Here is a 25,137-nt window from a genome sequence, read left to right on the forward strand (position 1 = left end):
AACCACAGACCCCATCAGGCCTTGGCAGGACAAACTCCCAAGGCCTTCGCCGCTACCAAGACCACCGCGATCCAATCAGCGAATTATTGAACATCGACAGCAATGACGCCGGCTTACGTCTTCGCCAATTCCAGAAAATGCCGGCCCGCGCGGTCCTCGGTCTCGACGATCCAGGCGTCCGGGTCGAAGCGGATTTCCTTCGCCAGCCGTTCCTCGATGGTTTGTTCCGGCAAAGGCTGCGGCGCGACCGGTACGAAGAAGCGATCGACGGGGCGGCCGTCGTCATAGACGGTCTGCGGCGCCGGGGCGTACAGCATCGCATGGCCGTCGAGTAGCGATACTTTCACGAACACCGCGCCCGCCTCCTCGGCGCCGCGGCGGCGCACCGCGCCGAACACGCCCTCGGTCTGGCAGCGACGCAAATAGGCGGCCACCCATATGTTGGATTTCAAACGCATGAGCCGAACGATAGGCCAGTGCTGCAATCAGCACCAGCCTCCGTGCAGGCGCCAAGACTATTCGACGGGATGGCCGATAGCGGCCGCGAGCTCGCGCAGCAGCCGGTCCGACACCTGACCGGTGACCTGCATCTTGTGCTCGCGCTCGAATTTCTGGATCGCGGACTGGGTCTCGCCGCTCATCGTGCCCGTGATCTTCAAATTGCCGTAGCCATATTCGGACAGCGCGCGCTGCACGCCGGCGATACGTCGCACGGCCGGGCTCTGCACCGGGATCGGCGCCGGCGGGCGCACGACCGAGGGCGACGTCGAGGTCGTGGCCTTGACCAGATTGGTCATCGGATCGTTCGGGCGCGTCGAGGCGGTCGCCTCGACGGGCTTTTCGGGCGTCTTCTCGGCGACGCGCTCGACAGGTTTGGGCTCGGTGCGAAACTCCGTCGCACGCGGCTCGAGCGGCGAAGTGTCGGCGCCAACGGGGCGCGGACGCGGCAAGGGGTTCGACAGTGACACGGATGACGGCGCAGGAAGATTGATCACCGTGCCGAACATCGGCGCGGGGTGCCGGCCGGTCTGGAGGAACAGCGCATTGGCGACGATCGCACCGATGGCGGCGGCGGCGACGAGGCCGGCCAGCGTATCCTTGGGGCTGTGCAGCAGCACGCGCATGACGAGGTTGCGCTCGGTCTCGACATCGATGACCGCGGCCTTGGCACCACGACGGCGCGGAGCAGCTTCGTCCTTTGCAGACTTCTTAGGCACTTTTCTTCACCAGCGCAGGTTGGTCGTGAGATTCTTCGTGAAGTTGGTCGTGAGGTTCCTGGCGCAACATCGGCGTCAGCGTCGCGACCTTGCTCTCCGCCGGCTTGACCTGCGGCGGCGTGTAAACGAGCGGCAGCTTGACGGTGACGGTGGTGCCCTCGCCTAACCTGCTTTGTACCGTCAATTCGCCGAGATGCAACGCTATGAGGCTCTTCACGATCGAAAGTCCGAGGCCGGTGCCTTCGTGGCGGCGCTGATAGGTCTTGCCGGCCTGGAAGAACGGCGCGCCGATGCGCTTGAGATCGTCGGGCGCAATGCCGACGCCAGTGTCACTGATGCGCAGCGCAAGCTGCGCGCCCGACACTGCCGCCGTCACGGTGACCTGACCGCCGCGCTCGGTGAACTTGATGGCGTTGGCGACGAGGTTGAGCACGATCTGCTTGAAGGCCCTGGGATCACCGGTCATGACGGGCAGATCCTGCGGCGCATCGGTGATAAGGTCGATGCCGTTCTCCCGCGCCTTCAGCGCCAGCAAATTGCAGCAATGCAGCAGCGCGGCGCGCGGCGCGAACGGCTCCGACGCAATCTCGAAATTGCCCGATTCCATCTTGGACATGTCCAGGATGCCGTTGACGACCGACAGCAGATGCTGGCCGGAATCGTTGATGAGCTGGGCGTATTCCTTGCGCTGGGCCGCACCCAGCATCAAGGTCTGCTCCTGCGCGATCATCTCGGAGAAGCCGATGATGGCGTTGAGCGGCGTGCGCAATTCGTGGCTCATGGTGGCGAGGAAGCGCGTCTTGGCAGCATCGGCCGCCTCGGCGGCGCTGCGGGCCTGATCTAGCGCCTGCTCGGAAAGCTTGCGATCGGTGACGTCGCGCATCACGGTAACGACTTCGGCCTCGCCCGTGACGTCATGGGCCCTGTCCTGTTCGAGCGGGCGGCAGCGCATCTCGACCCAAATGAAATCGATCTGGCCGCGCTCGGAGCCAGCAGGCTCCCGCCGCAACCGGAACTCGACGCTGCACACGTCACCGCGCGCCGCATCCGATAACGCAGTGAGATAGGCCGGACGGTCGGCGACGTGTACGCGGTCGAACAGGCCGTGGCCGAGCAGTTGCGTGACGGGCATGCCGAGCATGGCCTCCGCCGCCGGCGAGATGAACTCGACCGCGCCGTTGCGCTGGTGCCGCGAGATGACGTCGCTCATGTTGCGCGCGAGCAGACGATAGCGCTCTTCCTCGCGCAATAGCAGCGCAACGCTGGTGCGCGCGAGCGATTCCGCGCCGAAGGCGAGGCCGGCGGCGTAGAGCGTCGCCGAAGCGACGCCGAGCGCCATCAGCACGCCGCGCGCTGCAGCGCCCGGCTCCTCGACCGTCAGCCAGCCGAACTGGCTGACGAGGATCAGGATCCCGGCACAGGACAGCGCGAGCAGCGACGCGAAGGCCGCAACGCGGCGCGAGGCCGACAGCGCGGCTTCGAGCGGAACCACGACCAGCCAGATCGCGGCGAAAGATTCGATGCCGCCGGTGGTGGCCGCCACTGCCATAATCAGGCCGGCAAGCGCCAGCGACGACAGCACGTGTGCGCCCTCATAGCGGCCGGTGCGCGACAGGAACCACGACAACAGGATCGGCGCGATCAGCCAGGCAAAGGCGGTGACCTCGATCGCGCTCGGCGCGCCGCGCAGGACGAGATAGATCGGGAATGCGGCGAAGGCGGCCAGGCTGCCGAGCAGCCGCGGCGCCATGAAGGCACGATGGCGCGCTCCCGTCAGCGCATCGTAACGCGCGGAGGGATGCAGCAGTGCATCGAGACAATCGCGGATGGTACTCAAAACTGTCACGGGTCTCGCGCTTCGGCTCAATCGTCTGAGAAGACGTGCCGGAACGCCTCCTTGTCGTTGAGCCACCGTGTCAGAGCGACCTTAAACGAGTGCTAAGGCGGCGTGGCATGCGGCCGGACACCGCGTCATCGCGCGGCTTTTTAGATGATTTGGCGGCGTCTTCGCTGCGGATGGTGAACACGGGGTTTCACATCCCTCGGCATGGTTTCGAATTGGTGGATGCGGGGTCCAGCAGAATCATGGGCGCGGGCGTCAATTGAAAATTTACGAGATCGTCGATCGCGCGAAGATTTTTGCGCAATTTTTTCGCGAATTAAGCTCAAGGCAATCACTTGCGATTTATCGAGCGTTGCTAGGTCCGATATCCGCGGAAATCGCCGCGGCAGGATCGAACGTACAGGTCGCAAGATGCGCTTTCTGCTCCGCATCACATTCTGGCTCGGACTGGTGCTGGTTCTCCTGCCGCGGGACAAGACGCCCGAATCGGAGAAGCTGCCGCAGATCGGCGCCGCCGACGCAGTGCAGGCTGCGACCGCGGCCGTCTCCGACGTGACCCAGTTCTGCAAGCGTCAGCCGGCGGCCTGCGAGGTCGGCGGACAGGCCGCAACCATCATCGGCCAGCGCGCCCAGGACGGCGCGCGCAAGATCTACCAGATCATCAACGACAAGAAAGAGCAGAACACCAACGAGAAGAACGACAAGACCGACAAGAAGGCGCCCGACCACACCGGCTCGATCGCGCTGGCCGGCGAAGGCGACATTGCCGCGAGCGAGGCGCCGCGCGACACCCTGACCCAGGACGACCTCGCGCTGGAATGGCGCGGACCTGCCACGGCGAATTAGGCCCGCCCCGTCAATTAGCGCCCAAACCCTATCGATTTCACGGCTTCGCGTCCCTATATTGGCCTGAACGGGAACCATGGGCCAGCATGACGACGATCGACGAAATCAGGGACAATTTCGAGCTTCTCGACGAGTGGGACGACCGCTATCGGTACGTCATCGAGCTCGGCCGCACCCTGGAACCGATGCCGGAGGCGGAGCACTCTGCCGAGAACAAGGTGCAAGGCTGCGTCAGCCAGGTCTGGCTCCAGAAGCTGGTAGAGCGCAGCAATGGCGCGCCGGTCCTGAAATATCGCGGCGACAGTGACGCGCATATCGTGCGTGGTCTGGTCGCGATCGTGCTCGCGCTCTATTCAGGCCGCACACCGCGGGAGATCCTGGATACCGATGCGATCGCGGTGTTCAACGAGTTCGGCTTTCGCGATCATCTGACGCCGCAGCGGTCCAACGGACTGCGCTCGATGGTCGAGCGCATCAAGACCGACGCCAAAGAGGCGCTCGCGGAAGCTTCGTAAGAATTTTACTTCCGTTTCCGCTGCTGCTGTCCTAGCCCCATCTGTTTCGCCAGCTGCGAGCGGGCCACCGCATAGTTCGGCGCGACCATGGGATAGTCGGCCGGTAGTCCCCATTTTTCGCGATATTGTTCCGGCGTCATGTTGTACTGGGTGCGCAGATGGCGCTTCAGCGACTTGAAGCGCTTGCCATCTTCCAGGCACACCAGATAATCCGGCGCGATCGACTTCTTCAGCGACACCGCCGGCTTGGCCGGCTCGAGCGGCGCGGTCTCGGTGCGGCCTGACGAGACCCGCACCAAGGCGCCATGCACCTGGCTGATCAGGCTCGGGATCTCGGCCGCGGGTGTCGGATTGTTGCTGAGATAGGCCGACACGATGCTCGCCGTCAGCTCGATGAAATTCTTATTCCCAGCATCCGACATGCGCCCGCCCCTTCTCCACCTTGCGTCTCATGGGATTGACGACGTCAGAGTATTCCGTGTCAACAATACGTTGGGCTGAACCACGACGACTGAGGACGAAGAGCTAATTACTGGCGAAGGGCGGCGCTTTACTTCCAAACAGCGGCCTCAGCCCCGCTGGTCGAGATGCGCGCGGAGCTCGTCGATGGAGGCAAAGCGCATCATGCCCTCCGGCATCTGCGCTTCGATCGAACCGTCGGAATAGAGCGAATAGGCCATGCCATCGACAACGCCGGATTTGAGCACGGTCACGGGCGCCTGCTCGGCCGCAGCCGCCGGCTCAAGTGAAGGCGCCGGCTCAGGTGCAGGCGGCGGCGGCGGGGGAGCGGCTTCCGCAAAGGTCGAGGGCGAGCGCGGCGGCGGGCGGCGGGAGGTGATCGGCGGCTCCGGCGGGCGCATGCGTTCCGGCTTCGGCCAGGCATCGTCGAAACTGGCAGGCGGAACGTCCGGGGCTGCGGGTTCTTCATGAGACGGCTGCGGGCCCTCCGTGGGCTTTGCCTCCGCGCGCTCACGCTCCTTGCGCGAGGTCGAGGCGAACAACAGGTTGCGGCGGCGCGGCGCTTCCGGAGCCGCAGGAGGCGCTAGTGGTTCGGGCGCCTCGGCGCGCGGACGCTCGCGCACGGCGGCTTCGCTCTGCCACGGCGGAGGGCCTGGTGGTGGCGGTGGTGGCCCGGGCTCGGTCTTCGCAGGCGAGGCAAGCGCCGGCTCGGGCGCAGGCGCACCCGGCATTGCGAGGCCCGGGAGCACGGGCCTGACGCGAACCTCGGACGATGCGGCAGATCCGGCCGCCAACCGGCGGGCGATGCCCCTCAGCTCAAGGAGCAGAAGATGCAGGCCGACCAGTAACATTCCGGTGCAGACGCCGATGGTTCCGGAGATTATGAGAGTGCTGCCGACGCTGAATTCCCTGACGGTGTAGCCGAACAGGATCGCAAGGAGGCCCGCCAGAACGGCGAAAATCCCCACGATCAGCAATGCCAAGGTCATCGAACTCACCCCCGACCGCGCATCCACATGCGACACTCGTCACGCCACGATACCGTCATCCGGTGTTCCACGCCAACGGCCAATTATGGGCGGTGTTCCCAAAGGGAAGGAAATCAGGGACTTATTCACATTCCCTTCAGCTGCGGCTCACTACTGCTACCGGTACTCCAAGTTTCCGCATTTGCTGCGCCGCATCAGGAATTTAGCCATAATGCCCAATTACTTGGTAATGGAACTGCGCTATAGGGATCCCGGGGAGCAGGCCCGCGCGCGCCAGCAGGGTCGAGAGGGGATTCCGGGTCACCAATAGCCATGACATCCATCACGACTTCGGCGATCGATACGCCTCTGCGGCGCTCGGTCGAACGGACTTGCGACGATCTCGCCATGCTGGTGCTGGCTGCGGTCGCCGTCATTGCAGGTTTGACCTTCCGCGACTACGGGCTCGGCTGGGACGATTACACCCACGCTGAATATGCTGATCTGTTGCTGCGCATGTTCGGTTCCGGCTTCAGGGATACCGCGGCGCTCTCGTTCGCCAATCTGTACATGTATGGCGGCGGCTTCGACATGATCGCCGCTCTCCTGCACAAGATCATTCCGCTCGAACTGTTCGAGACACGACGTCTGGTCGGTGCCATCGTCGGCGTGATCGGGCTTGCGGTGACGTGGCGGCTCGGGCGCCGCATCGGCGGGGCCCTCGCCGGTCTTGCCTCACTTTTGCTCCTCGCGCTCTGCCCGATCTTCTACGGCCACATGTTCATGAACCCGAAGGATGCGCCCTTCGCGGTGGCCATGATCATCCTGATGCTGGGCCTCGTCCGCCTCGCGGAGGAATATCCGCAGCCTTCGCCGCGCACGGTCCTGATCGTCGGCCTAGGTGCCGGCCTTTCGTTGGGCTGCCGCGTTCTCGGCGGTCTCGCGCTGGTCTACGCCATGCTTGGCTTCGTCCCGCTGTTCCTGGAGGAATTGCGCAGCGAGGGCTTGCGCGAGGCGGTCCGCCGCTTCGCCCATGTCGTCTATGTGCTGCTGCCTGGCCTTGCGTTCGGCTATCTCGTGATGGGCCTGATCTGGCCGTGGTCGATCATGGAGCCGGGCAATCCTTTCGAGGCGCTGACCTACTTCTCGCATTTCTTCGAGAAGCCGTGGAAGGAGATGTTCGATGGCGCGATCGTGTCCGTGCCCGACATGCCCTGGTCCTATCTGCCGACGCTGTTCGCGCTGCAGCTGCCCGAGGTGATGCTGGTGCTGATGGGCGGCGCCGTAGTCAGCACCTTCGCCATGCTGCCGCGCCGCGAGGTTCCCGCGCGCCGCAAAACCATCCTCTTGATGCTGACGCTGGCCGCGACCCTGCCGCTCGCGATCGCGATGGTGAAGCGTCCCGCACTGTACAACGGCATCCGCCATTTCGTCTTCGTGATCCCGCCAATGGCGGTGCTCGGCGGCGTCGCCTTCGGCTGGACTATGGAACGCCTGCGCTCCAATCACCGCACCTGGCAGCCGGTCGTGCTCGCCACCTTCTGCTTCGGTCTTGCGCTGTCGCTCGCCGAGATGATCCGGCTGCATCCCTATCAATACACGCACTTCAACCACATCGCCGGCACCGTGCGCGGCGCCGACGACCGCTTTATGCTCGACTATTGGGGCCTGGCGCTGAAGCAGGCCTCGGACGAGCTGCGCGAGCAGCTGGTCGAGCGCCAGGAAGTGCCGCCCAGCAATCGCAAATGGAAGGTCGCGGTGTGCGGGCCGCAGCGACCGGCCCAGGTCGCGCTCGGCCCCGACTTCACCATCGGCTGGGATTCCAACGCGGCCGATTTCGCGATGACGCTGGGCGAATTCTACTGCAAGGGCCTCACCGCACCCGTCATGGTCGAGATCAAGCGCGACGACGTGGTGTTCGCCCGCGTCTACGATATCCGCGGCCGCAGCATTTCCAGCCTGCTGTCGATCCCGGCTCCGTAATAATCTTCTCCCAACTCGAAGCCCGGATGAGCGAAGCGACATCCGGGGCCACCTTGGAGCTGCCCGCATATCGCTTCGCTCATGCGGGCAACGCTGAACTGCCGCGCGCTGGCCGCGCCTTGCTGCCCGCCTCACCCAAGACTAGGCTCCTTCTCCGCAACAACGATGTTCGGAGAGATCAGCCATGTCGCCAGCGGAAGCGCGCCTGAAGGAAGTGCCGTCGAACATGACGGAAGCCGAGTGGCAGCAACGCGTCAATCTCGCCGCCTGCTATCGCCTCGTCGCGTTGTACGGCTGGGACGATCTGGTCGACACGCACATCTCCGCGCGCGTGCCCGGCCCCGACCATCACTTCCTCATCAACCCATACGGGCTGATGTTCGACGAGATCACGGCGTCGAGCCTCGTCAAGGTCGATTTGCATGGCAATCAGCTCTCCGAGAGCGAATACAGCATCAACCCCGCCGGCTTCACCATCCATTCGGCGATCCACGAGGTGCGCGAGGACGCGATCTGCGTGCTGCATCTCCACACGCTCGACGGCACCGCGGTGTCGAGCAGCGCCGAAGGCCTGTTGCCGCTGAACCAGACCGCCCAGCTCGTCACCCACGACCTCGCCTATCACGACTATGAAGGCATCGCGCTCGACCATGACGAGCGGCCGCGGCTGCAGAAGGACCTCGGCGACCACAACCACATGCTTTTGCGCAATCACGGCACGCTGACGGTCGGCCGCTCGGTCGCTTCCGCCTTCGAGCGCATGTACCACCTCGAGCGCGCTTGCTCGATGCAGGTGCGCACGCGCGCGCTGGGTACGCCGATCTATCCAGTCGACGACGTCGCGATCGACAAGAATACCGAGCTACTGTCGAACCGCGACCGCGCCGAGCTGCGCGCCACCAATCTCGTGTGGCCGCCGCTGCTACGCAAGCTCGACCGCGTCAATCCGGGCTATCGGACTTGAGATTTTCGGGATTTGGTGTAGGGTAGCGTGCAACGAACCTCTACGCCTTTTGGAATGAAACGCCGCCCAATTCCGGGCGGCGTTTTTATTTAGGGGTAACTCCCCACGCCCGTCATTCCGGGGCGCGCGAAAAGCGCGAACTAAGGTGCGCAATTGCGCACCTGAGAATCTCGCGCAACAATCTCCAGATTCCGGGTTCGCCTCTTCGAGGCGCCGCGGAATGACCGCTACGCGGTCACTTCACCTCCGCCAGCGCGGCGAGGATGCGGGCCCAGGAGCGGATGCCCTTCTGGAAGCTGCGCAGATCGTACTTCTCGTTCGGCGAATGGATGTTGTCGTCGTCGAGGCCGAAGCCGACCAGCAGCGAATCGAGGCCGAGCGTGCGCTTGAAATCGGCGACGATCGGGATCGAGGCACCCGATCCCATCAGCACGGTCTCCTTGCCCCATTCCTCGGTCAGCGCCTTCTTGGCGGCGGCGAGCGGTTTCATATTCCAGTCGAGCGCGACTGCGGGCGCGGCGGAATGGTCGCCGAACTCGACCTTGCAGTCGCCCGGAATGCGCGCGGTCACGTAGTCGCGGAACGCCTTGCGGATCTTTTGGGGGTCCTGCCCCTCGACCAGACGGAACGAGACCTTGGCAGACGCGTGCGACGGGATCACCGTCTTGGAGCCCTCGCCGATATAGCCACCCCAAATGCCATTGACGTCGCAGGTCGGACGCGAGGAGGCCTGCTCGATCAGCAAGCGCCCCTTCTCGCCGGCAGGGATCGACAAGCCCACCGGCTTGAGGAACGTGTCCGGCGTGAATTCGAGCTTTTTCCACTGCACCAAGATGTCAGGGGGCGTGTCCTTGATCCCGTCATAGAAGCCGGGAATGGTGATGCGGTTGTCGTCGTCGAACAGACTGCCCAGAATTTTCGTGAGGACCCGGATGGGGTTCATCGCGCTGCCGCCGAAGACGCCGGAATGCAGGTCGCGATTGGCGGCGGTGATCTTCAGCTCCTCATAGAGCAGGCCGCGCAGCGATGTCGTGATCGCCGGCGTGTTGTGATCCCACATGCCGGTGTCGCAGACCAGCACGTAGTCGGCTTTGAACTCGTCCTTGTTGGCCTCGATGAAGGGCACGAAATTCTTCGAGCCGACCTCCTCCTCGCCTTCGATCAGGAAGGTGATGTCGACCGGCAGCGAGCCCGTCACCTTCATCCAGGCGCGGCAGGCTTCGACGAAGGTCATGACCTGGCCCTTGTCGTCCTCGGCACCGCGCGCGACGATGATCTTGCGACCATCGGCATGGTCGGTGACGACAGGCTCGAACGGCGGACGATCCCAGAGATCGAGCGGGTCGACCGGCTGCACGTCGTAATGGCCGTAGAACAGTACGTGCGGCCGTCCGCCCGCCCTGGCCTTGCCGACGATGGCGGGATGTCCGGCGGTCGGCCTCACTTCGGTGGCGACATCGAGGCTTGCGATGTCCTTGGCGAGGTGCTCGGCCGCGGCCTTGCAATCGGCGGCGAAGGCCGGATCCGCGGAGATCGACTTGATCCGCAACAACGAAAACAGACGCTCCAGGCTGTTATCGAAATCCTTGTCGATGTGGTCGAGCACGGATTGAAGCTGCGCATTGGCCATGGTCGTATTCCCGATTGTTGGTCTCAAGGTGTCTGCGCTTTTAGCGCTGGCGCGGCCTCGGGACCAGCCGGCGGATGCCAGATGTGCCATGCGAGGCTGCCGGCAAGGATGGCGGTCGCAACGAGATTATTGCCCCAGGCCTGGATGACATTGGGAAACCACGGCAGCGATAGCAGCATGAGGATGCCGGCGGCACCCAAAGCGAGCCAGGTTCCCAGCCGCACATTCGCCCGCGCGTCGAGGGTGGCCCGATGCATCAGCACCGTCATGGGCAGGAACAGCCACATGAAGTAGTATTGCCGCGCCAGAGGCGAGGCAATCGTCATCAGGCAGAACAGGATGCCGAGCTCCTCGGCGTCGGAGCGCGCCGTTCGCCGCGCTTGCCGAGGCATGATCGCGACGAAGCCGAGCCCGAGCACCGCCGACAGCGCGAGCACGATCCAGTTCGCCGTGCTGTAGTCGACGTCGATGACGTTCATCGTACGCGGCGGCTTGTTGGGGTCTTCCAGATTGTAATTGATCGGCCGGACCAGGCGATGCGTGACAGCAATGAGGGACTGGTTGACCCACGACCAATTCTGCTCGCCGCGCTGGCCAAAGCCTTGTTCCGAGTTGGTACCGACCATGGCCTGGTACCAGGTCGCAAGTTCGGCTGCGTTGCGCTCGAAGCCGCGGATCGGCGCCGGCACGACGTAAAGAAGAATGCCGGTGAAGGCGACCGTAGCGACGGCGGCCGCCCACTTCTGCCGCCACATCAGGTAGGGCAGCACCGCGATCGGAAACACCTTGATGGCCGTCGCGAGCGCAAACATGAAGCCAGCAAGCCAGGGGCGCTGATGCCGCAAGCTCCAGAAGCCGTAGAGCATCATCGCCAACAGGACGAGGTTCGGCTGGCCGAGGTCGAACATGTCGAACACGAAAGTGACGGTGACGAAGGCGGGCAATGCTTCCAGCCAGGGACCGGGCTTGCGGTCCGAGCCAGCCAGGACCTGGGAGAACATCCCGGTGTACCACCACGCCACTGCATTCAGGATGGACAGGACGGTATAGAGCGGGATCTTGCCGAACCAGCTCGGGATCGCCAACATGATCGCCGGAAGCGGCGGATAGATGAATTCGAAGTAGTCGCTGATATCGCCGGGATAGAGCGAGCGTCCCTCCAGGATCTGCTGCCCGGCCCAGTACCACAGCCCGTAATCCTTGGTCTTGCCGTGGCCGAAGATCTCGGGAATGAGCACATCGGCGGTCAGGAGGACGCAGCAGAACAGGAAAAGCAGGTCCAGCGGCGCGCGCAGCGACAGGCGTCTCGGCGCATCAGGTTTGGCTAACGGGGCGGTGGAGGTCACGGTGGAGTCCAGTCGGCGGCGGACTACCACGTAGCAGACGGGCGGATGCTTGGAGAGCCCCTCACCGGAATTTGTGCGCTGTGATGGCCTCCCGATGGCCGCTAAACCTCCGGCGGCGTGATGGCCGGGCGTGCTGCCTAAGGCGCGACGAGATCGGGATGAATCGTCATCGCGCTTCAGGTTATTGTTTGAGCATGATCTTTTCGGAAAACCGCTTCACACTTTTCCGGATCACGCTCTAGCGCCGCAGCAATCCGCCGAGCGCGCCGCGAACCAGGGTGCGGCCGATCGAGCCGCCGAGCTGGCCGCCGACCGACTTGCCGATATTGGCGGCCATCCCCCCGATCACCTGGTTGGTCACCGATCGCGTCACGTCGCGCGCGATGACCTGGCCGGTTGACAGACGGCCGCGCTTGACGTTGGTGCCGAAGATAGAGCCGACGATCGAGCCGATCTGGCCGAGGATGCCGCCACCGCTTCCACCTGCCGAACCATCTGCCGTTGCCGCCGTGCCGGCGATGCGCTTCTGAAGAATCTCGTAGGCAGACTCGGAATCGACAGCGGTGTCGTATTTGCCCTTGACCGGGCTTATAGCCATGATCGCCTTGCGCTCCTCCGGCGTGATCGGTCCAATCCGGGCCGACGGCGGCCGGATCATCACCCGCTCGACCATCGAAGGCGTGCCGTTGCCCTCGAGGAAGGACACCAGCGCCTCGCCCTTGCCGAGCTCCATGATCACCTTGGCGGTGTCGAGCTTCGGGTTGGGCCGGAAGGTCTGGGCTGCGGCGGCGACCGCCTTCTGGTCGCGCGGGGTGAAAGCGCGCAGCGCGTGCTGCACCCGGTTACCCAACTGCCCGAGCACGCGATCGGGCACGTCGACCGGGTTCTGCGTCACGAAGTAGACGCCAACGCCCTTGGAGCGGATCAGACGCACCACCTGCTCGATCTTGTCCATCAGCGTTTTGGGCGCATCGTTGAACAACAGATGCGCCTCGTCGAAGAAGAACACGAGCTTCGGCTTGGGCAGGTCGCCGACCTCGGGCAGCTCCTCGAACAGCTCCGACAGCATCCACAACAGGAATGTCGCATAAAGCCGCGGGCTCTGGAGCAGCTTGTCGGCGACGAGGATGTTGACCATGCCGCGCCCGTCGCGGTCGGTCTTCATGAAGTCCTTCAGCGTCAGCGCCGGTTCGCCGAAGAATTTGGAGCCGCCCTGGTTCTCCAGCACCAGGAGCTGGCGCTGGATGGTGCCGACGGTCGCCTTGGTGACGTTGCCGAAGCCCTGCGCGGCCTTGCGGATGGCGGCGAGCGGATCCGCCGCCGCGTCCGGCCCCTTCTTCCCGCTATCGGGCACGATGGCGTCGAGCAGCGCGCGAAGGTCCTTCATGTCGATCAGGACGAGACCGTTGTCGTCGGCGACGCGGAAGGCGACGTTGAGCACGCCTTCCTGCACGTCGTTGAGGTCGAGCATGCGCGCGAGCAGCAGCGGTCCCATCTCGGTGACCGTCGCCCGCACCGGGTGGCCCTGCTCACCGAACACGTCCCAGAACACCGTCGAGAACTGGTCGGGCTGGAACGTCAGCCCCATCTCGGTGGCGCGCTTGACGATGAAATCCTTTGGTTCGCCGACCTCGGAGATGCCGGAGAGGTCGCCCTTGATGTCGGCTGCGAAGACCGGAACGCCGGCGCGCGCAAATCCTTCCGCCATCACTTGCAGCGACACGGTCTTGCCGGTTCCGGTTGCACCGGTGACGAGGCCATGGCGATTGGCGAGCGCCAGCGTCAGCCATGCCTGCTCGTTTCCCTTGCCGACGAAGATCTTCTCGTCGGTGTCACCGAGCTTGCTGTCCTGTGCGGTCATTATGGTCTCTGATCTCTGCAGTTTCGCGTATCGAAACTCGAATACACCAGTTCCGGAGTTTAACGCATGTCGCGAGCCGATTGAAACCATTCAACGTGGTCCGGACATGCGACATCGTCGGAAACATCAGCCGAAAGTCGGAAAGGTGCATTCGCACCGCGGTATTTTCTTGCTGATTCCATCTCCGCTCTTGCATCGCTGCAACACTTTTCGCGCGTTCGAAACGTTGGTCGCGTTCATCGCTTGTATTTCACATCGCACCGGCTCAAGATCATTTTCGAAAGCAATACTCCGGCATGTGAACCGGCTGAGGGGCAGGCCATATGGACGAGCTGATCGGGCGGCTGGCAACAAACGCCAGCATAGATAGTGCTGTCGCTGAAAAGACTGTCGGCATTATCCTGGGTTTCCTCCGCAGCGAGGGTCCTTCCGACAGCGTGCAGGCCCTGATCGACCAGATTCCCGGTGCGGAAGCCGTGATCGAGACGTCCGGGAGCGGCGGCGGACTGTCGCGGCTGATGGGCGGTGGCCTGATGGCCGTCGGCTCACGCCTGATGGGCCTCGGACTCGGCATGTCGGAGATTCAAAACATCGCCCGTGAACTTTTTCGCTTCGGCCGAGACAAAATCGGAGCCGATCAGATGGGCAAGATCATCGCGGGGACGCCGGGCCTCAGCCAATTCGCCTGAAGCTTTCGCATTTCATATCGAGAATCATGACATATCCCATCTCCGAGATTGAGGGCCTGTCGGCCTTTGCCGCCAACAAGTTGAAGGCGCAGGGAATCCGCACCACCGACGCGCTGCTCGAGGCTGCCGGCACCGTGAAAGGCCGCAAGGCGCTGTCTGCCAAGACCGGCATCAGCGAGCAGCTGCTGCTCGAATGGGCCAACGTCTCTGACTACATGCGCATCCCCGGCATGGGCCGGGCCAAGGTCGGCCTGGTCCGCGCTGCCGGCGTCACCACGGTGCGCGAGCTCGCTTATCGGAATCCGGCAAGGCTCGCGCAGAGCATGCGGGACGCGAACGAGAAGAAGAAGCTCCTCCGCATCCTGCCTTCCGAGAAGTCGGTCGGCGAGATCATCGCCAAGGCGAAGAAGCTGCCGCCGAAGATTACGTATTAGCCACACACTCTCTCCGTCGTACCCCGCGAAGGGGTATCCAGTACGCCGCGCCTCCTCCACATTGTCGCAATGCCTCGGAGTATTGGATTGCCCGCTTTCGCGGGCAATGACACGAGGGGTTGGTCTTGAACTCCCCCTCCCCGACCGCTAAAGCCACCCGCATGAGCGCCTCGCCCTCCCCATCCGTCCCGCCGGCCGGCTCGGCCGGGGCCGACGTGCTGCGGACGCTGTTGGAACGGCCGCTTCCGGCGGTGATGGGGGTGCTCAACGTCACCCCGGATTCCTTCTCTGACGGCGGCGCGTTCATCGCGCCCGAGCAGGCCTTGGAGCGTGCCCGGACGATGATCGCTGATGGCGTCGACATCATCGATATCGGCGCGGAGTCCACCCGGCCCTACAAGGGCGCCCAGCCGGTCACAGCGGAACGCGAGCTCGCCCGGCTGAAGCCGGTGCTGGCTGGCGTCGTGGCGCTTGGCGCGCCCGTCTCGATCGACAGCATGAAGGCGGAGGTGGTGGCGTTCGCGCTCGACCAGGGCGCGGCGATCGTCAACGACGTCTGGGGCCTGCAACGCGACGCCGCCATGGCACCGCTGGTCGCGGCTAAAGGCGTTCCGGTCATCGTGATGCACAACCGCGACAATGCCGACCCCACCATCGACATCGTCACGGACATGAAAACCTTCTTCCTGCGCTCGCTGGATATCGCGGCCAAGGCTGGTATCGCGCGGGACAAAATCGTACTCGATCCCGGCATCGGCTTCGGCAAGACGGCCGAGCAGAGCATGATCGCGCTGGCGCGGCTGCGCGAACTCGACATGTTCGGCCTGCCGATCCTGGTCGGCGCCTCGCGCAAGCGCTTCATCGCCGCGGTGTCGCCGTCGGAGCCGAAAGAGCGACTCGCCGGATCGATCGCCGCGCACGTCATCGCCGCGCAGCGCGGCGCAAAAATCATTCGGACCCATGACGTCGCCGAAACCTTGCAGGCCCTGCGTGTAGCAGCAGCAATCGAGAGCAAGCCATGACCGATACGATCTTCGTCACCGGCCTGTCGATCCACGCGCGCCACGGCGTCATGGATCACGAAACCGAAGTCGGCCAGCGCTTCGTCATCGATCTCGAACTCTATACCGACCTGTCGGAGCCTTCGCGCAGCGACCGGCTCGCCGATACCGTGTCCTACGCCGAAGTGGTGGCGACCACCACGGCGGCGTTCAAGAACACCAATTACAAGCTCTTGGAGCGCGCCGCCGGCGCGGTGGCCGATGCCATCCTGTCGCATTTCCCGCGCATCCGCGCCGTGAAGATCACCGTGCACAAGCCGCATGCGCCGATCGCCGCGATCTTCGACGACGTCGGCATCATGCTGACGCGCTCGCGGCATCCATAAGATGGCGAGCGTCTTGATCGCATTCGGCGGAAATGTCGGCGATGTCCGCGCGACATTCCGCAAGGCGATCGCGCATATCTGCGGCATGGCGCAAGCCGCGCTGATCGCGCGCTCGTCCGACTATGCAACGCCGCCCTGGGGCGATGAGGACCAGGAGCCCTTCATCAACGCGTGCATCGAGATCGAGACCAGCCTTGATCCGCATGCACTGCTGTTCGTGCTCCAGAAGATCGAGCAGAAATTCGGCCGCACGCGGGACAAGGAGCGGCGCTGGGGCCCGCGCACGCTCGATCTCGATATGATTGCCTATGACAATGTCAGCTTGCAGAAGCCCGATCTGACCCTGCCGCATCCGCGCCTGTTCGAGCGCGCCTTCGTGCTGGTGCCGCTGGCCGAAATCGCGCCCGACCGCCTCATATCAGGCGTTCGTGTGCGTGACGGGCTCGCCAGCGTCTCGACGCAAGGCATTGAGCGGCTTCCGGATACCGGTTAACCAAAAACAACCGTTTGCAGGGGCGGTCCGCCGTGGCAATTTCGCCTGCGAATAACAAGATTTCGGGAGCCCCTCGCCGCATGACCTCCGTGACTGACGACCTGCCGCTGGCGGCGGATTTCCCCAAGGCGACGATCGAAGACTGGCGCAAGCTGGTTGACGGCGTGCTGAAGGGCGCGCCGTTCGAGAAGCTGGTCGGCAAGACCTATGATGGCCTGAAGATCGAGCCGCTCTACCCACGCGCCAAGGGCCTTGCGCCCGTGGTGGGCCGGCCGCCAGCTGCGCCCTGGCAGATCATGCAGCGGATCGACCATCCCGATGCGGCTGCCGCGAATGCGCAGGCGCTGACCGATCTCGAGAACGGCGCGACGGGGCTCGCGCTGGTGTTCGCCGGCGGCAGCGGCGCCCACGGCTTCGGCCTGGAACCGTCAGCCGATGCGGTCGCAAGAGTCTTGAAGGACATCCATCTCGATGCCGGCATCGGCCTCGAGCTTCAGATCGGTCCGCAATCGCGGATGGCCGCGATCCATGTCGCGGAATATGTGAAGAGCGCAGGCTTCGATCCCGCCGCCTGCAACATCCGCTTCGGGCTTGATCCGCTCGCGGCCGGCGCGGTGTGGGGCCACAGCCCCTATACTTGGGAGGAGATCGTTCCAGCCATCACCGGCGCCATCAAGGGTCTCGCTGGGCTCGGCTTCAAGGGGCCATTCGCCTCCGCCGACGGACGCGTGATCCACGATGCCGGCGGTTCGGAAGTGCAGGAGCTTGCCTTCGTGCTCGCCTGCGGCGTTGCCTATCTGCGCGCGATCGAAAATGCCGGCATTGCGCTGCAGCAGGCGCAGGACATGGTCTATGCGCGGCTTTCCGCCGATGCCGACCAGTTCCTGACCATGGCCAAATTCCGCGCGCTGCGGCTGCTGTGGGCGCGCATCGAGCAGGCCTGTGGCCTGACGCCGAAACCGCTGTTCATCGCTGCCGACACGGCCTGGCGCATGCTGACGCAGCGCGACCCTTACGTGAACATGCTGCGCGCGACCATCGCGACCTTTGCGGCCGGGCTTGCCGGCGCCAACGCGATCACCGTGTTGCCGCATACGCTGGCGCTCGGACTGCCCGATCCGTTCGCACGACGCGTGGCGCGCAACACGCAAGCCCTGCTGCTGGAAGAAAGCAATCTCGCCAAGGTCAGCGATCCCGCGGCGGGCGCCGGCGGCATCGAGACGCTGACCGCGCAGCTCTGCGAGGCCGCTTGGGCGCTGTTCCAGGAGAGCGAGAGAGCCGGCGGCGCCTTTGCCGCGCTTCAGCAGGGTATTTTTCAAAGTAAAGTAGCGGCTACGCGAAAGGCGCGCGAGGCCAACATCGCAAAACGCCGAGACGTGCTGACCGGCGCCAGCGAGTTTCCGAACCTGCATGAGAGCGAGACGGCCGTGCTGAAGGTGACGCCAATCGCGCTTCCGCCTTACGGTGAGCAAAAATACAAATTCGATGCACTGTCGCCGATCCGGCTGGCGGAACCGTTCGAGGCGTTGCGTGACAAGTCGGATGCCGCGTTGAAAGCACGTGGCGCCCGGCCAAAGGTGTTCCTGGCCAATCTCGGCACGCCCGCCGATTTCACCGCGCGGGCGACGTTTGCCAAGAGCTTCTTCGAGGCTGGCGGCATCCAGGCCCTCGACAGCGAGGGTTTTGCCGATCCGTCCAAGCTTGCTACCGCGTTCAAGGCCTCCGGCGCGGAGCTTGCCTGCCTCTGTTCCAGCGACAAGGTCTATGCCGGTCACGCGGAACCCGCCGCCCGGGCCCTGCAAACGGCCGGCGCCCGACATATCTATCTGGCAGGCCGCCCGACCGATGCCGAGGCGGCGCTGCGTGCGGCCGGCGTCACCGGTTTCGTCTTCGCCGGAGGCGATGCGCTTGCGACGCTGCAAGACGCCTACCGGCGGATGGAGCAGCCATGACCGAAACCAGCAAAACCGTTCTCACCGGCGGCTGCCAATGCGGGGCCGTGCGCTTTCGAGTCACGACGGCACCGACCAAGGTCTCGATCTGCCACTGCCGGATGTGCCAGAAGGCGGCTGGCGCCCCGTTCGCCTCCTTCGCCGACATCAACAAGACGGACTTTGCCTGGACCAAGGGACGGCCGTCGTTCTTCCGCTCCTCCTCCATCGCCGAGCGCGGCTTTTGCGCCGCCTGCGGCACGCCGCTGAGCTTTGGCCGCATCGACGGCGACCGGATCGAGATCATGACAGGCACGTTCGACCGCCCCGACCACGTTGTCCCAACGCGGCAGTTCGGCACCGAATCTCGCCTCGGCTGGGTAGTCGGCATCTCCAATTTGCCGAGCCAGACCACCCAGCAGAATTACGGACCGGAGAAGATGGCGACCATCGTCAGCTATCAGCATCCGGATCATGATTGAGGCCGTCCGGTGTTTCAGCTGCTCGGACAAAGCTTGCTAGGTCTCGCAGAATGGAAGTTTGTCGAGCTTTTCGCGCGCTTGCCGCGGAGCGGGACTTGAGCGATGACTGAGAGCCGGCTGGATGATCCGGTCTACAAGAAGAATGTGCAAAGGCTGATCGAGCATCATCGCAGCTTTGAGGATTCCAAGAGATGAGCCGCATTCCCAATTTCGCCGATGTCGCCTTCGAGCGGACCGCAACCACAGCGCCATTAGGCAGCGCCGAGCCGTGGCTGACGCCCGAGGGCATTCTCGTAAAACCCGCTTATGGCGAGGCCGATCTTGCCGGCCTCGATTTCCTCGAGACCTATCCCGGCATCGCGCCCTTTCTGCGCGGTCCCTACCCGACCATGTATGTCAACCAGCCCTGGACCATCAGGCAATATGCCGGCTTCTCCACGGCAGAGGATTCCAACGCGTTCTATCGCCGTAATCTCGCCGCTGGACAGAAGGGCCTCTCGGTCGCCTTCGATCTCGCCACGCATCGCGGCTATGACAGCGATCATCCGCGCGTCGGCGGCGACGTCGGCATGGCCGGCGTCGCGATCGATTCCATCTACGACATGCGCACGCTGTTCGCAGGGATTCCGCTCGATCAGATGAGCGTGTCCATGACCATGAACGGCGCGGTACTGCCGATCCTGGCGCTCTATGTCGCGGCCGCCGAGGAACAGGGCGTGCCGCCGGAAAAACTCTCGGGCACCATTCAGAACGACATTCTGAAAGAATTCATGGTGCGTAACACCTATATCTATCCGCCCGCGCCATCGATGCGGATCATTTCGGACATCTTCGCCTACACCTCCACGAGGATGCCGAAATACAACTCGATCTCGATCTCCGGCTATCACATGCAGGAGGCCGGTGCGACGCAGGACCTCGAGCTCGCCTACACGCTCGCCGATGGCGTCGAATATCTGCGTGCCGGACTCGCTGCAGGCCTCGACGTCGACCGCTTCGCGCCGCGCCTGTCGTTCTTCTGGGCGATCGGCATGAACTTCTTCATGGAGGTCGCCAAGCTGCGCGCCGCGCGCCTGCTCTGGGCGAAGCTGCTGAAGCCATTCAATCCGAAAGACCCGCGCTCGCTGTCGCTGCGCACGCATAGCCAGACCTCAGGCTGGTCGCTGACCGCTCAGGACGTCTTCAACAACGTCATGCGTACCACGGTGGAGGCGATGGCGGCCACCCAAGGCCATACCCAGTCGCTGCACACCAACGCGCTCGACGAAGCGCTGGCGCTGCCGACCGATTTCTCGGCGCGCATCGCTCGCAACACCCAGCTCTTCCTCCAACAGGAGAGCGGCACCACGCGCATCATCGATCCCTGGGGCGGCTCGTATTATGTCGAGCGGCTCACGCGCGACCTCGCCGCCAAGGCCTGGAGCCACATCCAGGAGGTCGAGGAGCTCGGCGGCATGGCCAAGGCGATCGAGGCGGGCGTGCCGAAACTGCGCATCGAGGAAGCCTCGGCCAAGACACAGGCCCGCATCGATGCCGGCAAGCAGGCCGTGATCGGCGTTAACAAGTACAAGCCGACCGATGAGGCGCCGATCGAGATCCTCAAAGTCGACAACAGCAATGTCCGCCGCTTGCAGATCGACAAGCTGACGCGGCTGAAATCCGAGCGCAATCAGAAGGACGTCGATGCCGCCCTCGCCGCGCTGACGCGCTCGGCCAGAGAAGGCAACGGCAATCTGCTCGCGCTCGCCATCGACGCGGCGCGCGCCAAGGCGACCGTCGGCGAGATTTCGGAGGCGATGGAGAAGGTGTTCGGCCGGCATCGCGCCGAGATCAAGTCCATCACCGGCGTCTACAAGCGGGAGGCCTCCAGCATGGGAAACCAGGTCGAGAAGGTTCAGGCGCTGATCGACGCCTTCGAGGAGGCGGAAGGCCGCCGCCCGCGCATCCTGGTGGCCAAGATCGGCCAGGACGGCCATGACCGCGGCCAGAAGGTGATCGCGTCAGCCTTCGCCGACATCGGCTTCGACGTCGACATCGGGCCGCTGTTCGCGACCGCCGACGAAGCTGCGCGGCAGGCGGTCGAGAACGACGTGCACATCCTCGGCGTCTCCTCGCTCGCCGCCGCCCACCTCACGGCGGTGCCGGAACTGAAGGCCGCGCTGAAGAAGCAGGGCCGCGACGACATCATGATCATCGTCGGCGGCGTAGTGCCGCCGCAGGATTACGACGCGCTGTACGCGGCCGGCGCCGAAGCCATCTTCCCGCCGGGCACCGTGATCGCCGATGCGGCGGAGGAACTGATCCGCAAGCTGAACGTCCGGCTTGGGCATAGCGAGGCGGCGGAGTAGTGATGGACTGGTCGTGCGCCCGGCCAGGTTGTGTCCATGACACCTGACGAAATCATTGCTGCAATACGCAAGAACGCGGATGCCATCAAAGGCAAGGGCGTATCGAAGCTCTCCATCTTCAGCTCGCACGTCCGCGACGATTATCGTCGATATAAACGGGATAGTTGTTGAAGTCGCGAATTAGCGACCAGACTTCGTCCAGCGGGTGATCCAGCACCGTGCTGTAATAGGCTTGGGTCATGGCTTGCCTTTGGCACTTGTTGCGCGCTGAGGTTGGCGACTTGCGCCGGCAAAACCCACCCGATTTCCGACTGCCCGTCCGATGGTTTCACACAAACGGCGATCTCGCTGGTAGCGCTACCTTGCGGCGCCGCCGCAAAGCCGACTAGAATGCCGCCGTTGACAAGAGCGCTCGACGTCGCGGGCGCCGCTGGGAGGCATTCAATGTCCAAGATCACCCGCCGCGCCTTTGCGGCCTCGTCTGCCGCGGTCGCGGCATCCGCCGCTTTCGGGTTCAAGCCGGCACTCGCACAAGCCTATCCGGCGCGTCCGGTCACCGTGATCGTGCCTTGGGGCGCGGGCGGCGGCACCGATGCGACCGCGCGCATCGTCGCGGCGCTGCTGGAGAAGGATCTCGGCCAACCCTTCAACGTGGTCAACCGCACCGGCGGCTCCGGCGTCGTCGGCCATAGCGCGATCGCGAGCGCGCAGCCCGACGGCTACACGATCGGCATGCTCACGGTCGAAATCTCGATGATGCACTGGCAAGGCCTCACCGAGCTGACGCCAAAGAGCTACACGCCGCTGGCGCTGATGAACGAGGATCCGCCCGGCATCCAGGTCTCCTCCTCCTCGCCCTACAAGACGGTCAAGGAGCTCGCCGACGCGATCAAGGCGGCGCCTCCGGGCAAGTTCAAGGCTTCGGGCACCGGCCAGGGCGGCATCTGGCATCTGGCGCTGGTCGGCTGGATGCAGGCGATGGGCCTGCCTGCCAACCAGGTCGCCTGGGTGCCGTCAAATGGCGCAGCGCCCGCGATGCAGGATCTCGCCGCCGGTGGCCTCGACCTGACCACCTGCTCGGTGCCGGAAGCGCGCGCCATCATCGAGGCTGGCAAGGCCAGGAGCCTTGCCATCATGGCGCCGGCGCGCAACCCGATCTTCAAGGACGTGCCGACATTGAAGGAGGCGATGGGCATCGACTACGCGACCGGTGCCTGGCGCGGCATCGGCGCCCCGAAGAACCTGCCGCCGGAGATCGCAACGAAGCTGACCGCAGCGCTGAAGAAGGTCTACGACTCAGCCGAGTTCAAGGACTTCATGAGCAATCGCGGCTTCGGCACCGTGTGGGGCGATGCCGCCCATTTCGCCGCCTTCATGGACAAGGGCGACGCCCAGATGGGCGAGGCGATGAAGGCGGCGGGCCTGAGCAAGGCGTGATTTTCACCTCTCCGCGCGAGCGGCAGGGCTGTCGCATATGAAGAACGTGGCGAGTAGCTCGCTTGCAGCCCATCCTTCGAGACGCCTGCCTACGGCGGGCCCTCAGGATGAGGTCGCGTTTTGCGGCGAGATATCAAACCCTCATGGTGAAGAGCCCGCGAAAGCGGGCGTCTCGAACCATGCAGGCCGAGCAGCTTCATCATATGCGCTAGCCCAACCCACGCGGGGAGAGGGAGTGCACTTCTCATAGGACTCTCCCATGCGTCTTCCCGACTCCGTCACGGGATCGTTTCTCGTCGCACTCGGCGCGGCCGCCGCCTATGGCGGTTGGATCTTGCCGCCGGTGCCGGGCCAGCCGGTCGGCCCCAACGTGTTTCCGCTGGTGATCGGCACCGGGCTCGCCCTGTGCGGGCTCGCGATCGTGTTCGGCATCGGCCATTCCTTCGAGGAGGAGGAAGAGCTGGTCCCGCTCGAGAACGGTCAGGCCGCCAGCCCGCCGCCGCAGGGCAAGCTCTACGGCCTTCGCGCCTTGCTGCCGCCGGCGCTGCTGCTGTTCTACGTCTTTGCCGCCGACCGGCTCGGCTTCATCCTCGCTGCCGCGATCATGGTCTACGTGACCTCGACCGCGTTGGGGGCGAAGTGGAAGCTGGCGCTGCCGCTCGCGGCGCTCTCGCCATTCGCCATTCACCTCATTTTCGGCAAGCTGTTGCGCGTGCCGCTGCCTGCCGGCCTGCTGCCGACGCCCTGGTAATCCCATGCTGAAAACCCTGATTGATGCGTTCGCACTGATCTCGACCTGGGAGGTCATCATCGCGATGTTCGCGGCCTCCGTGTACGGGCTCGTGATCGGCTCGCTGCCGGGCCTGTCGGCGACGATGGCGACCGCCCTGCTCGTCCCCGTCACCTTTTACCTGTCGCCGATCGCGGCGATTGCGACCATCGTCGCGGCGTCCTCGATGGCGATCTTCTCCGGCGACATTCCCGGCGCGCTGCTGCGCATTCCCGGCACGCCGGCTTCCGCCGCCTATGCCGACGAAGCCTATGCCATGACCCGCAAGGGCCAGGCCGAGCTCGCGCTCGGGGCCGGCGTCTGGTTCTCCGCGGTCGGCGGCATCGCCGGCGTGCTGTCGCTGATGATCCTGGCGCCGCCGCTCGCCGAGATCGCGCTGTCGTTCTCGACGTTCGAATATTTCTGGCTGGCGCTGCTCGGCCTGATGTGTGCCACTTTGGTCGCGCGCTCCTCGCCCGTGAAGGCGATCGCCGGCATGTTCATCGGCCTGCTGGTCTCCTGCATCGGCATCGAGAATCCCGGCGGCGTCCCGCGCTTCACCTTCGGCCTCACCGATCTGTTCGGCGGCATCGAACCGATCCCGGCGCTGGTCGGCGTGTTCGCGGTGGCGCAGGTGATGCGCGCGATGCTGACGCCCGAGCCGCCACCGCTGCCGCGACGAAAATTCGGAAGCATCATGGCCGGCCAGTGGAAGCTGACCAAGAAGTATCATTGGCAGATGACGCGCGGGAATATCGTCGGCATCATCATCGGCGTGCTGCCCGGCGCCGGCGCCGACATGGCCGCCTGGGTCTCCTACGCGATGTCGAAGCGCTTCTCGAAGGAGCCTGAAAAGTTCGGCACCGGTCACGTCGAAGGCCTGGTCGAGGCCGGAGCCAGCAACAACGCCAGCATCGCCTCCGGCTGGGTGCCATCGCTGCTGTTCGGCATCCCCGGCGACACCATCGCCGCGATCGCGATCGGCGTGCTCTACATGAAGGGACTCAATCCCGGCCCGACGCTGTTCACCGAGAAGGCGTCGAGCATGTACGCGATCTATCTGATGTTCATCATCGCGAACATCATGATGATCCCGCTCGGCATCGCCATGATCCGGGTCGCGGCCTACATCCTGCTGGCGCCACGCTCCACCGTGATGCCGATCATCATGCTGTGCTGCGCGGTCGGCTCGTTCGCGATCGGCAACAACATGTTTGGCGTCGTCACCGTCGCCGCCTTCGGCGTGATCGGCTATATCATGGAAGCGAACGGCTATCCCGTGGCAGCCATGGTGCTCGGCATCGTCATGGGCACCATGGTCGAGCAGGCTTTCGTCACCTCGTTGATCAAGTCGGACGGAAGCATCCTGCCGTTCTTCGAGCGCCCAGTCGCGGCGATCCTCGCCGCGATGGCAATCGGCGCCCTGCTGTGGCCGGTAATGGTGTGGGTGTGGCGCAAGATGAAACCGCCCCAGGCGGCGGCGGCAACATCCCGGTGATTTGCAGGCGAGCGCCCTCGCCTGCCCAGCCGGGCCG

24 protein-coding genes are annotated in these 25,137 nt (G+C 64.4%); 15 read left to right on the forward strand and 9 right to left on the reverse strand.

Annotation, left to right across the window (positions count from 1 at the left end; translation table 11 throughout):
* Positions 1-113 precede the first annotated feature (113 nt).
* The 3 genes from IVA78_RS22645 to IVA78_RS22655 are packed head-to-tail and all read right to left on the reverse strand — an operon-like array spanning position 114 to position 3,063.
* The gene (locus IVA78_RS22645; protein ID WP_247276639.1) at positions 114-458 is read right to left on the reverse strand and encodes a DUF1491 family protein; all 345 of its coding nucleotides are present in this window, start codon (positions 456-458) and stop codon (positions 114-116) included.
* A gap of 57 nt (positions 459-515) precedes the next feature.
* Positions 516-1,217: a peptidoglycan-binding domain-containing protein gene (locus IVA78_RS22650; RefSeq protein ID WP_247276640.1), complete on the reverse strand. Its 702-nt coding sequence runs from the start codon at positions 1,215-1,217 to the stop codon at positions 516-518.
* Positions 1,210-3,063: a PAS domain-containing sensor histidine kinase gene (locus IVA78_RS22655; RefSeq protein WP_247276641.1), complete on the reverse strand. Its 1,854-nt coding sequence runs from the start codon at positions 3,061-3,063 to the stop codon at positions 1,210-1,212. Before IVA78_RS22655 ends, IVA78_RS22650 begins: the two co-directional genes overlap by 8 nt.
* Positions 3,064-3,471: 408 nt before the next feature.
* Here IVA78_RS22655 and IVA78_RS22660 point away from each other — a divergent pair, with 408 nt between their 5' ends.
* Both IVA78_RS22660 and IVA78_RS22665 read left to right on the forward strand, forming a co-directional pair.
* Entirely contained in the window at positions 3,472-3,906 is a 435-nt protein-coding gene (locus IVA78_RS22660; protein ID WP_247276642.1) for a DUF5330 domain-containing protein, read from the forward strand.
* 86 nt (positions 3,907-3,992) lie between these two features.
* A complete protein-coding gene (locus tag IVA78_RS22665; RefSeq protein ID WP_247276643.1) occupies positions 3,993-4,421 on the forward strand; it encodes a SufE family protein in 429 nt (142 codons plus the stop codon).
* A 5-nt stretch (positions 4,422-4,426) separates the two neighbouring features.
* On the opposite strand, the gene IVA78_RS22670 is transcribed toward IVA78_RS22665, so the two are convergent.
* A complete protein-coding gene (locus tag IVA78_RS22670; protein WP_247276644.1) occupies positions 4,427-4,843 on the reverse strand; it encodes a MucR family transcriptional regulator in 417 nt (138 codons plus the stop codon).
* A 147-nt stretch (positions 4,844-4,990) separates the two neighbouring features.
* Positions 4,991-5,869: a DUF308 domain-containing protein gene (locus tag IVA78_RS22675; protein WP_247276645.1), complete on the reverse strand. Its 879-nt coding sequence runs from the start codon at positions 5,867-5,869 to the stop codon at positions 4,991-4,993.
* A 312-nt stretch (positions 5,870-6,181) separates the two neighbouring features.
* On the opposite strand from IVA78_RS22675, the gene IVA78_RS22680 reads away from it, so the two are divergent.
* Complete coding sequence (locus IVA78_RS22680; protein ID WP_247276646.1) at positions 6,182-7,831, forward strand: glycosyltransferase family 39 protein; 1,650 nt, start codon at positions 6,182-6,184, stop codon at positions 7,829-7,831.
* A gap of 184 nt (positions 7,832-8,015) precedes the next feature.
* Positions 8,016-8,795, forward strand: a complete 780-nt coding sequence (locus tag IVA78_RS22685; RefSeq protein WP_247276647.1) for a class II aldolase/adducin family protein — start codon at positions 8,016-8,018, stop codon at positions 8,793-8,795.
* A 235-nt stretch (positions 8,796-9,030) separates the two neighbouring features.
* Here IVA78_RS22685 and IVA78_RS22690 read toward each other — a convergent pair whose 3' ends face one another.
* The 3 genes from IVA78_RS22690 to IVA78_RS22700 form a co-directional block, all read right to left on the reverse strand.
* Positions 9,031-10,425: a M20/M25/M40 family metallo-hydrolase gene (locus tag IVA78_RS22690; RefSeq protein ID WP_247276648.1), complete on the reverse strand. Its 1,395-nt coding sequence runs from the start codon at positions 10,423-10,425 to the stop codon at positions 9,031-9,033.
* Positions 10,426-10,448: 23 nt separating this feature from the next.
* On the reverse strand, positions 10,449-11,771 hold the full coding sequence (locus IVA78_RS22695) for a glycosyltransferase family 87 protein (protein WP_247448575.1): 1,323 nt from the start codon (positions 11,769-11,771) through the stop codon (positions 10,449-10,451).
* Positions 11,772-12,009: 238 nt separating this feature from the next.
* Positions 12,010-13,632: a helicase HerA-like domain-containing protein gene (locus IVA78_RS22700; RefSeq protein ID WP_247276650.1), complete on the reverse strand. Its 1,623-nt coding sequence runs from the start codon at positions 13,630-13,632 to the stop codon at positions 12,010-12,012.
* A gap of 323 nt (positions 13,633-13,955) precedes the next feature.
* Here IVA78_RS22700 and IVA78_RS22705 point away from each other — a divergent pair, with 323 nt between their 5' ends.
* The 8 genes from IVA78_RS22705 (at position 13,956) to scpA (ending at position 21,396) form a co-directional block, all read left to right on the forward strand.
* A complete protein-coding gene (locus tag IVA78_RS22705) occupies positions 13,956-14,321 on the forward strand; it encodes a DUF2267 domain-containing protein (protein WP_247276651.1) in 366 nt (121 codons plus the stop codon).
* Positions 14,322-14,347: 26 nt separating this feature from the next.
* Positions 14,348-14,755: a DUF4332 domain-containing protein gene (locus tag IVA78_RS22710; RefSeq protein WP_247276652.1), complete on the forward strand. Its 408-nt coding sequence runs from the start codon at positions 14,348-14,350 to the stop codon at positions 14,753-14,755.
* Positions 14,756-14,916: 161 nt separating this feature from the next.
* Positions 14,917-15,777, forward strand: coding sequence for a dihydropteroate synthase (gene folP, locus IVA78_RS22715; RefSeq protein ID WP_247276689.1), 861 nt, complete (start codon positions 14,917-14,919; stop codon positions 15,775-15,777).
* Entirely contained in the window at positions 15,774-16,142 is a 369-nt protein-coding gene (gene folB, locus IVA78_RS22720) for a dihydroneopterin aldolase (protein WP_008553485.1), read from the forward strand. The genes folP and folB overlap by 4 nt, the downstream gene beginning before the upstream one ends.
* A gap of 1 nt (position 16,143) precedes the next feature.
* Positions 16,144-16,635 (forward strand): 2-amino-4-hydroxy-6-hydroxymethyldihydropteridine diphosphokinase, encoded by a 492-nt coding sequence (folK, locus tag IVA78_RS22725; RefSeq protein WP_247276653.1) that lies wholly within the window; start codon positions 16,144-16,146, stop codon positions 16,633-16,635.
* 80 nt (positions 16,636-16,715) lie between these two features.
* Positions 16,716-18,587: a methylmalonyl-CoA mutase family protein gene (locus tag IVA78_RS22730; RefSeq protein ID WP_247276654.1), complete on the forward strand. Its 1,872-nt coding sequence runs from the start codon at positions 16,716-16,718 to the stop codon at positions 18,585-18,587.
* Positions 18,584-19,048 carry a GFA family protein gene (locus tag IVA78_RS22735; protein ID WP_247276655.1) on the forward strand — a complete coding sequence of 155 codons (465 nt, stop codon included), beginning with the start codon at positions 18,584-18,586 and terminating at the stop codon, positions 19,046-19,048. Before IVA78_RS22730 ends, IVA78_RS22735 begins: the two co-directional genes overlap by 4 nt.
* Before the next feature lie 191 nt (positions 19,049-19,239).
* On the forward strand, positions 19,240-21,396 hold the full coding sequence (scpA, locus tag IVA78_RS22740) for a methylmalonyl-CoA mutase (protein WP_247276656.1): 2,157 nt from the start codon (positions 19,240-19,242) through the stop codon (positions 21,394-21,396).
* A gap of 118 nt (positions 21,397-21,514) precedes the next feature.
* On the opposite strand, the gene IVA78_RS34435 is transcribed toward scpA, so the two are convergent.
* Positions 21,515-21,637, reverse strand: coding sequence for a hypothetical protein (locus tag IVA78_RS34435; RefSeq protein WP_256464535.1), 123 nt, complete (start codon positions 21,635-21,637; stop codon positions 21,515-21,517).
* A gap of 203 nt (positions 21,638-21,840) precedes the next feature.
* Here IVA78_RS34435 and IVA78_RS22745 point away from each other — a divergent pair, with 203 nt between their 5' ends.
* The 3 genes from IVA78_RS22745 (at position 21,841) to IVA78_RS22755 (ending at position 25,100) form a co-directional block, all read left to right on the forward strand.
* The gene (locus tag IVA78_RS22745; protein WP_247276657.1) at positions 21,841-22,833 is read left to right on the forward strand and encodes a tripartite tricarboxylate transporter substrate binding protein; all 993 of its coding nucleotides are present in this window, start codon (positions 21,841-21,843) and stop codon (positions 22,831-22,833) included.
* A gap of 259 nt (positions 22,834-23,092) precedes the next feature.
* On the forward strand, positions 23,093-23,584 hold the full coding sequence (locus IVA78_RS22750) for a tripartite tricarboxylate transporter TctB family protein (protein ID WP_247276658.1): 492 nt from the start codon (positions 23,093-23,095) through the stop codon (positions 23,582-23,584).
* Between the two features lie 4 nt (positions 23,585-23,588).
* Positions 23,589-25,100 carry a tripartite tricarboxylate transporter permease gene (locus IVA78_RS22755; protein ID WP_247276659.1) on the forward strand — a complete coding sequence of 504 codons (1,512 nt, stop codon included), beginning with the start codon at positions 23,589-23,591 and terminating at the stop codon, positions 25,098-25,100.
* The last annotated feature ends 37 nt before the right edge of the window (positions 25,101-25,137 follow it).

Source organism: Bradyrhizobium sp. 137, from assembly GCF_023074095.1.
Lineage (GTDB): Bacteria > Pseudomonadota > Alphaproteobacteria > Rhizobiales > Xanthobacteraceae > Bradyrhizobium.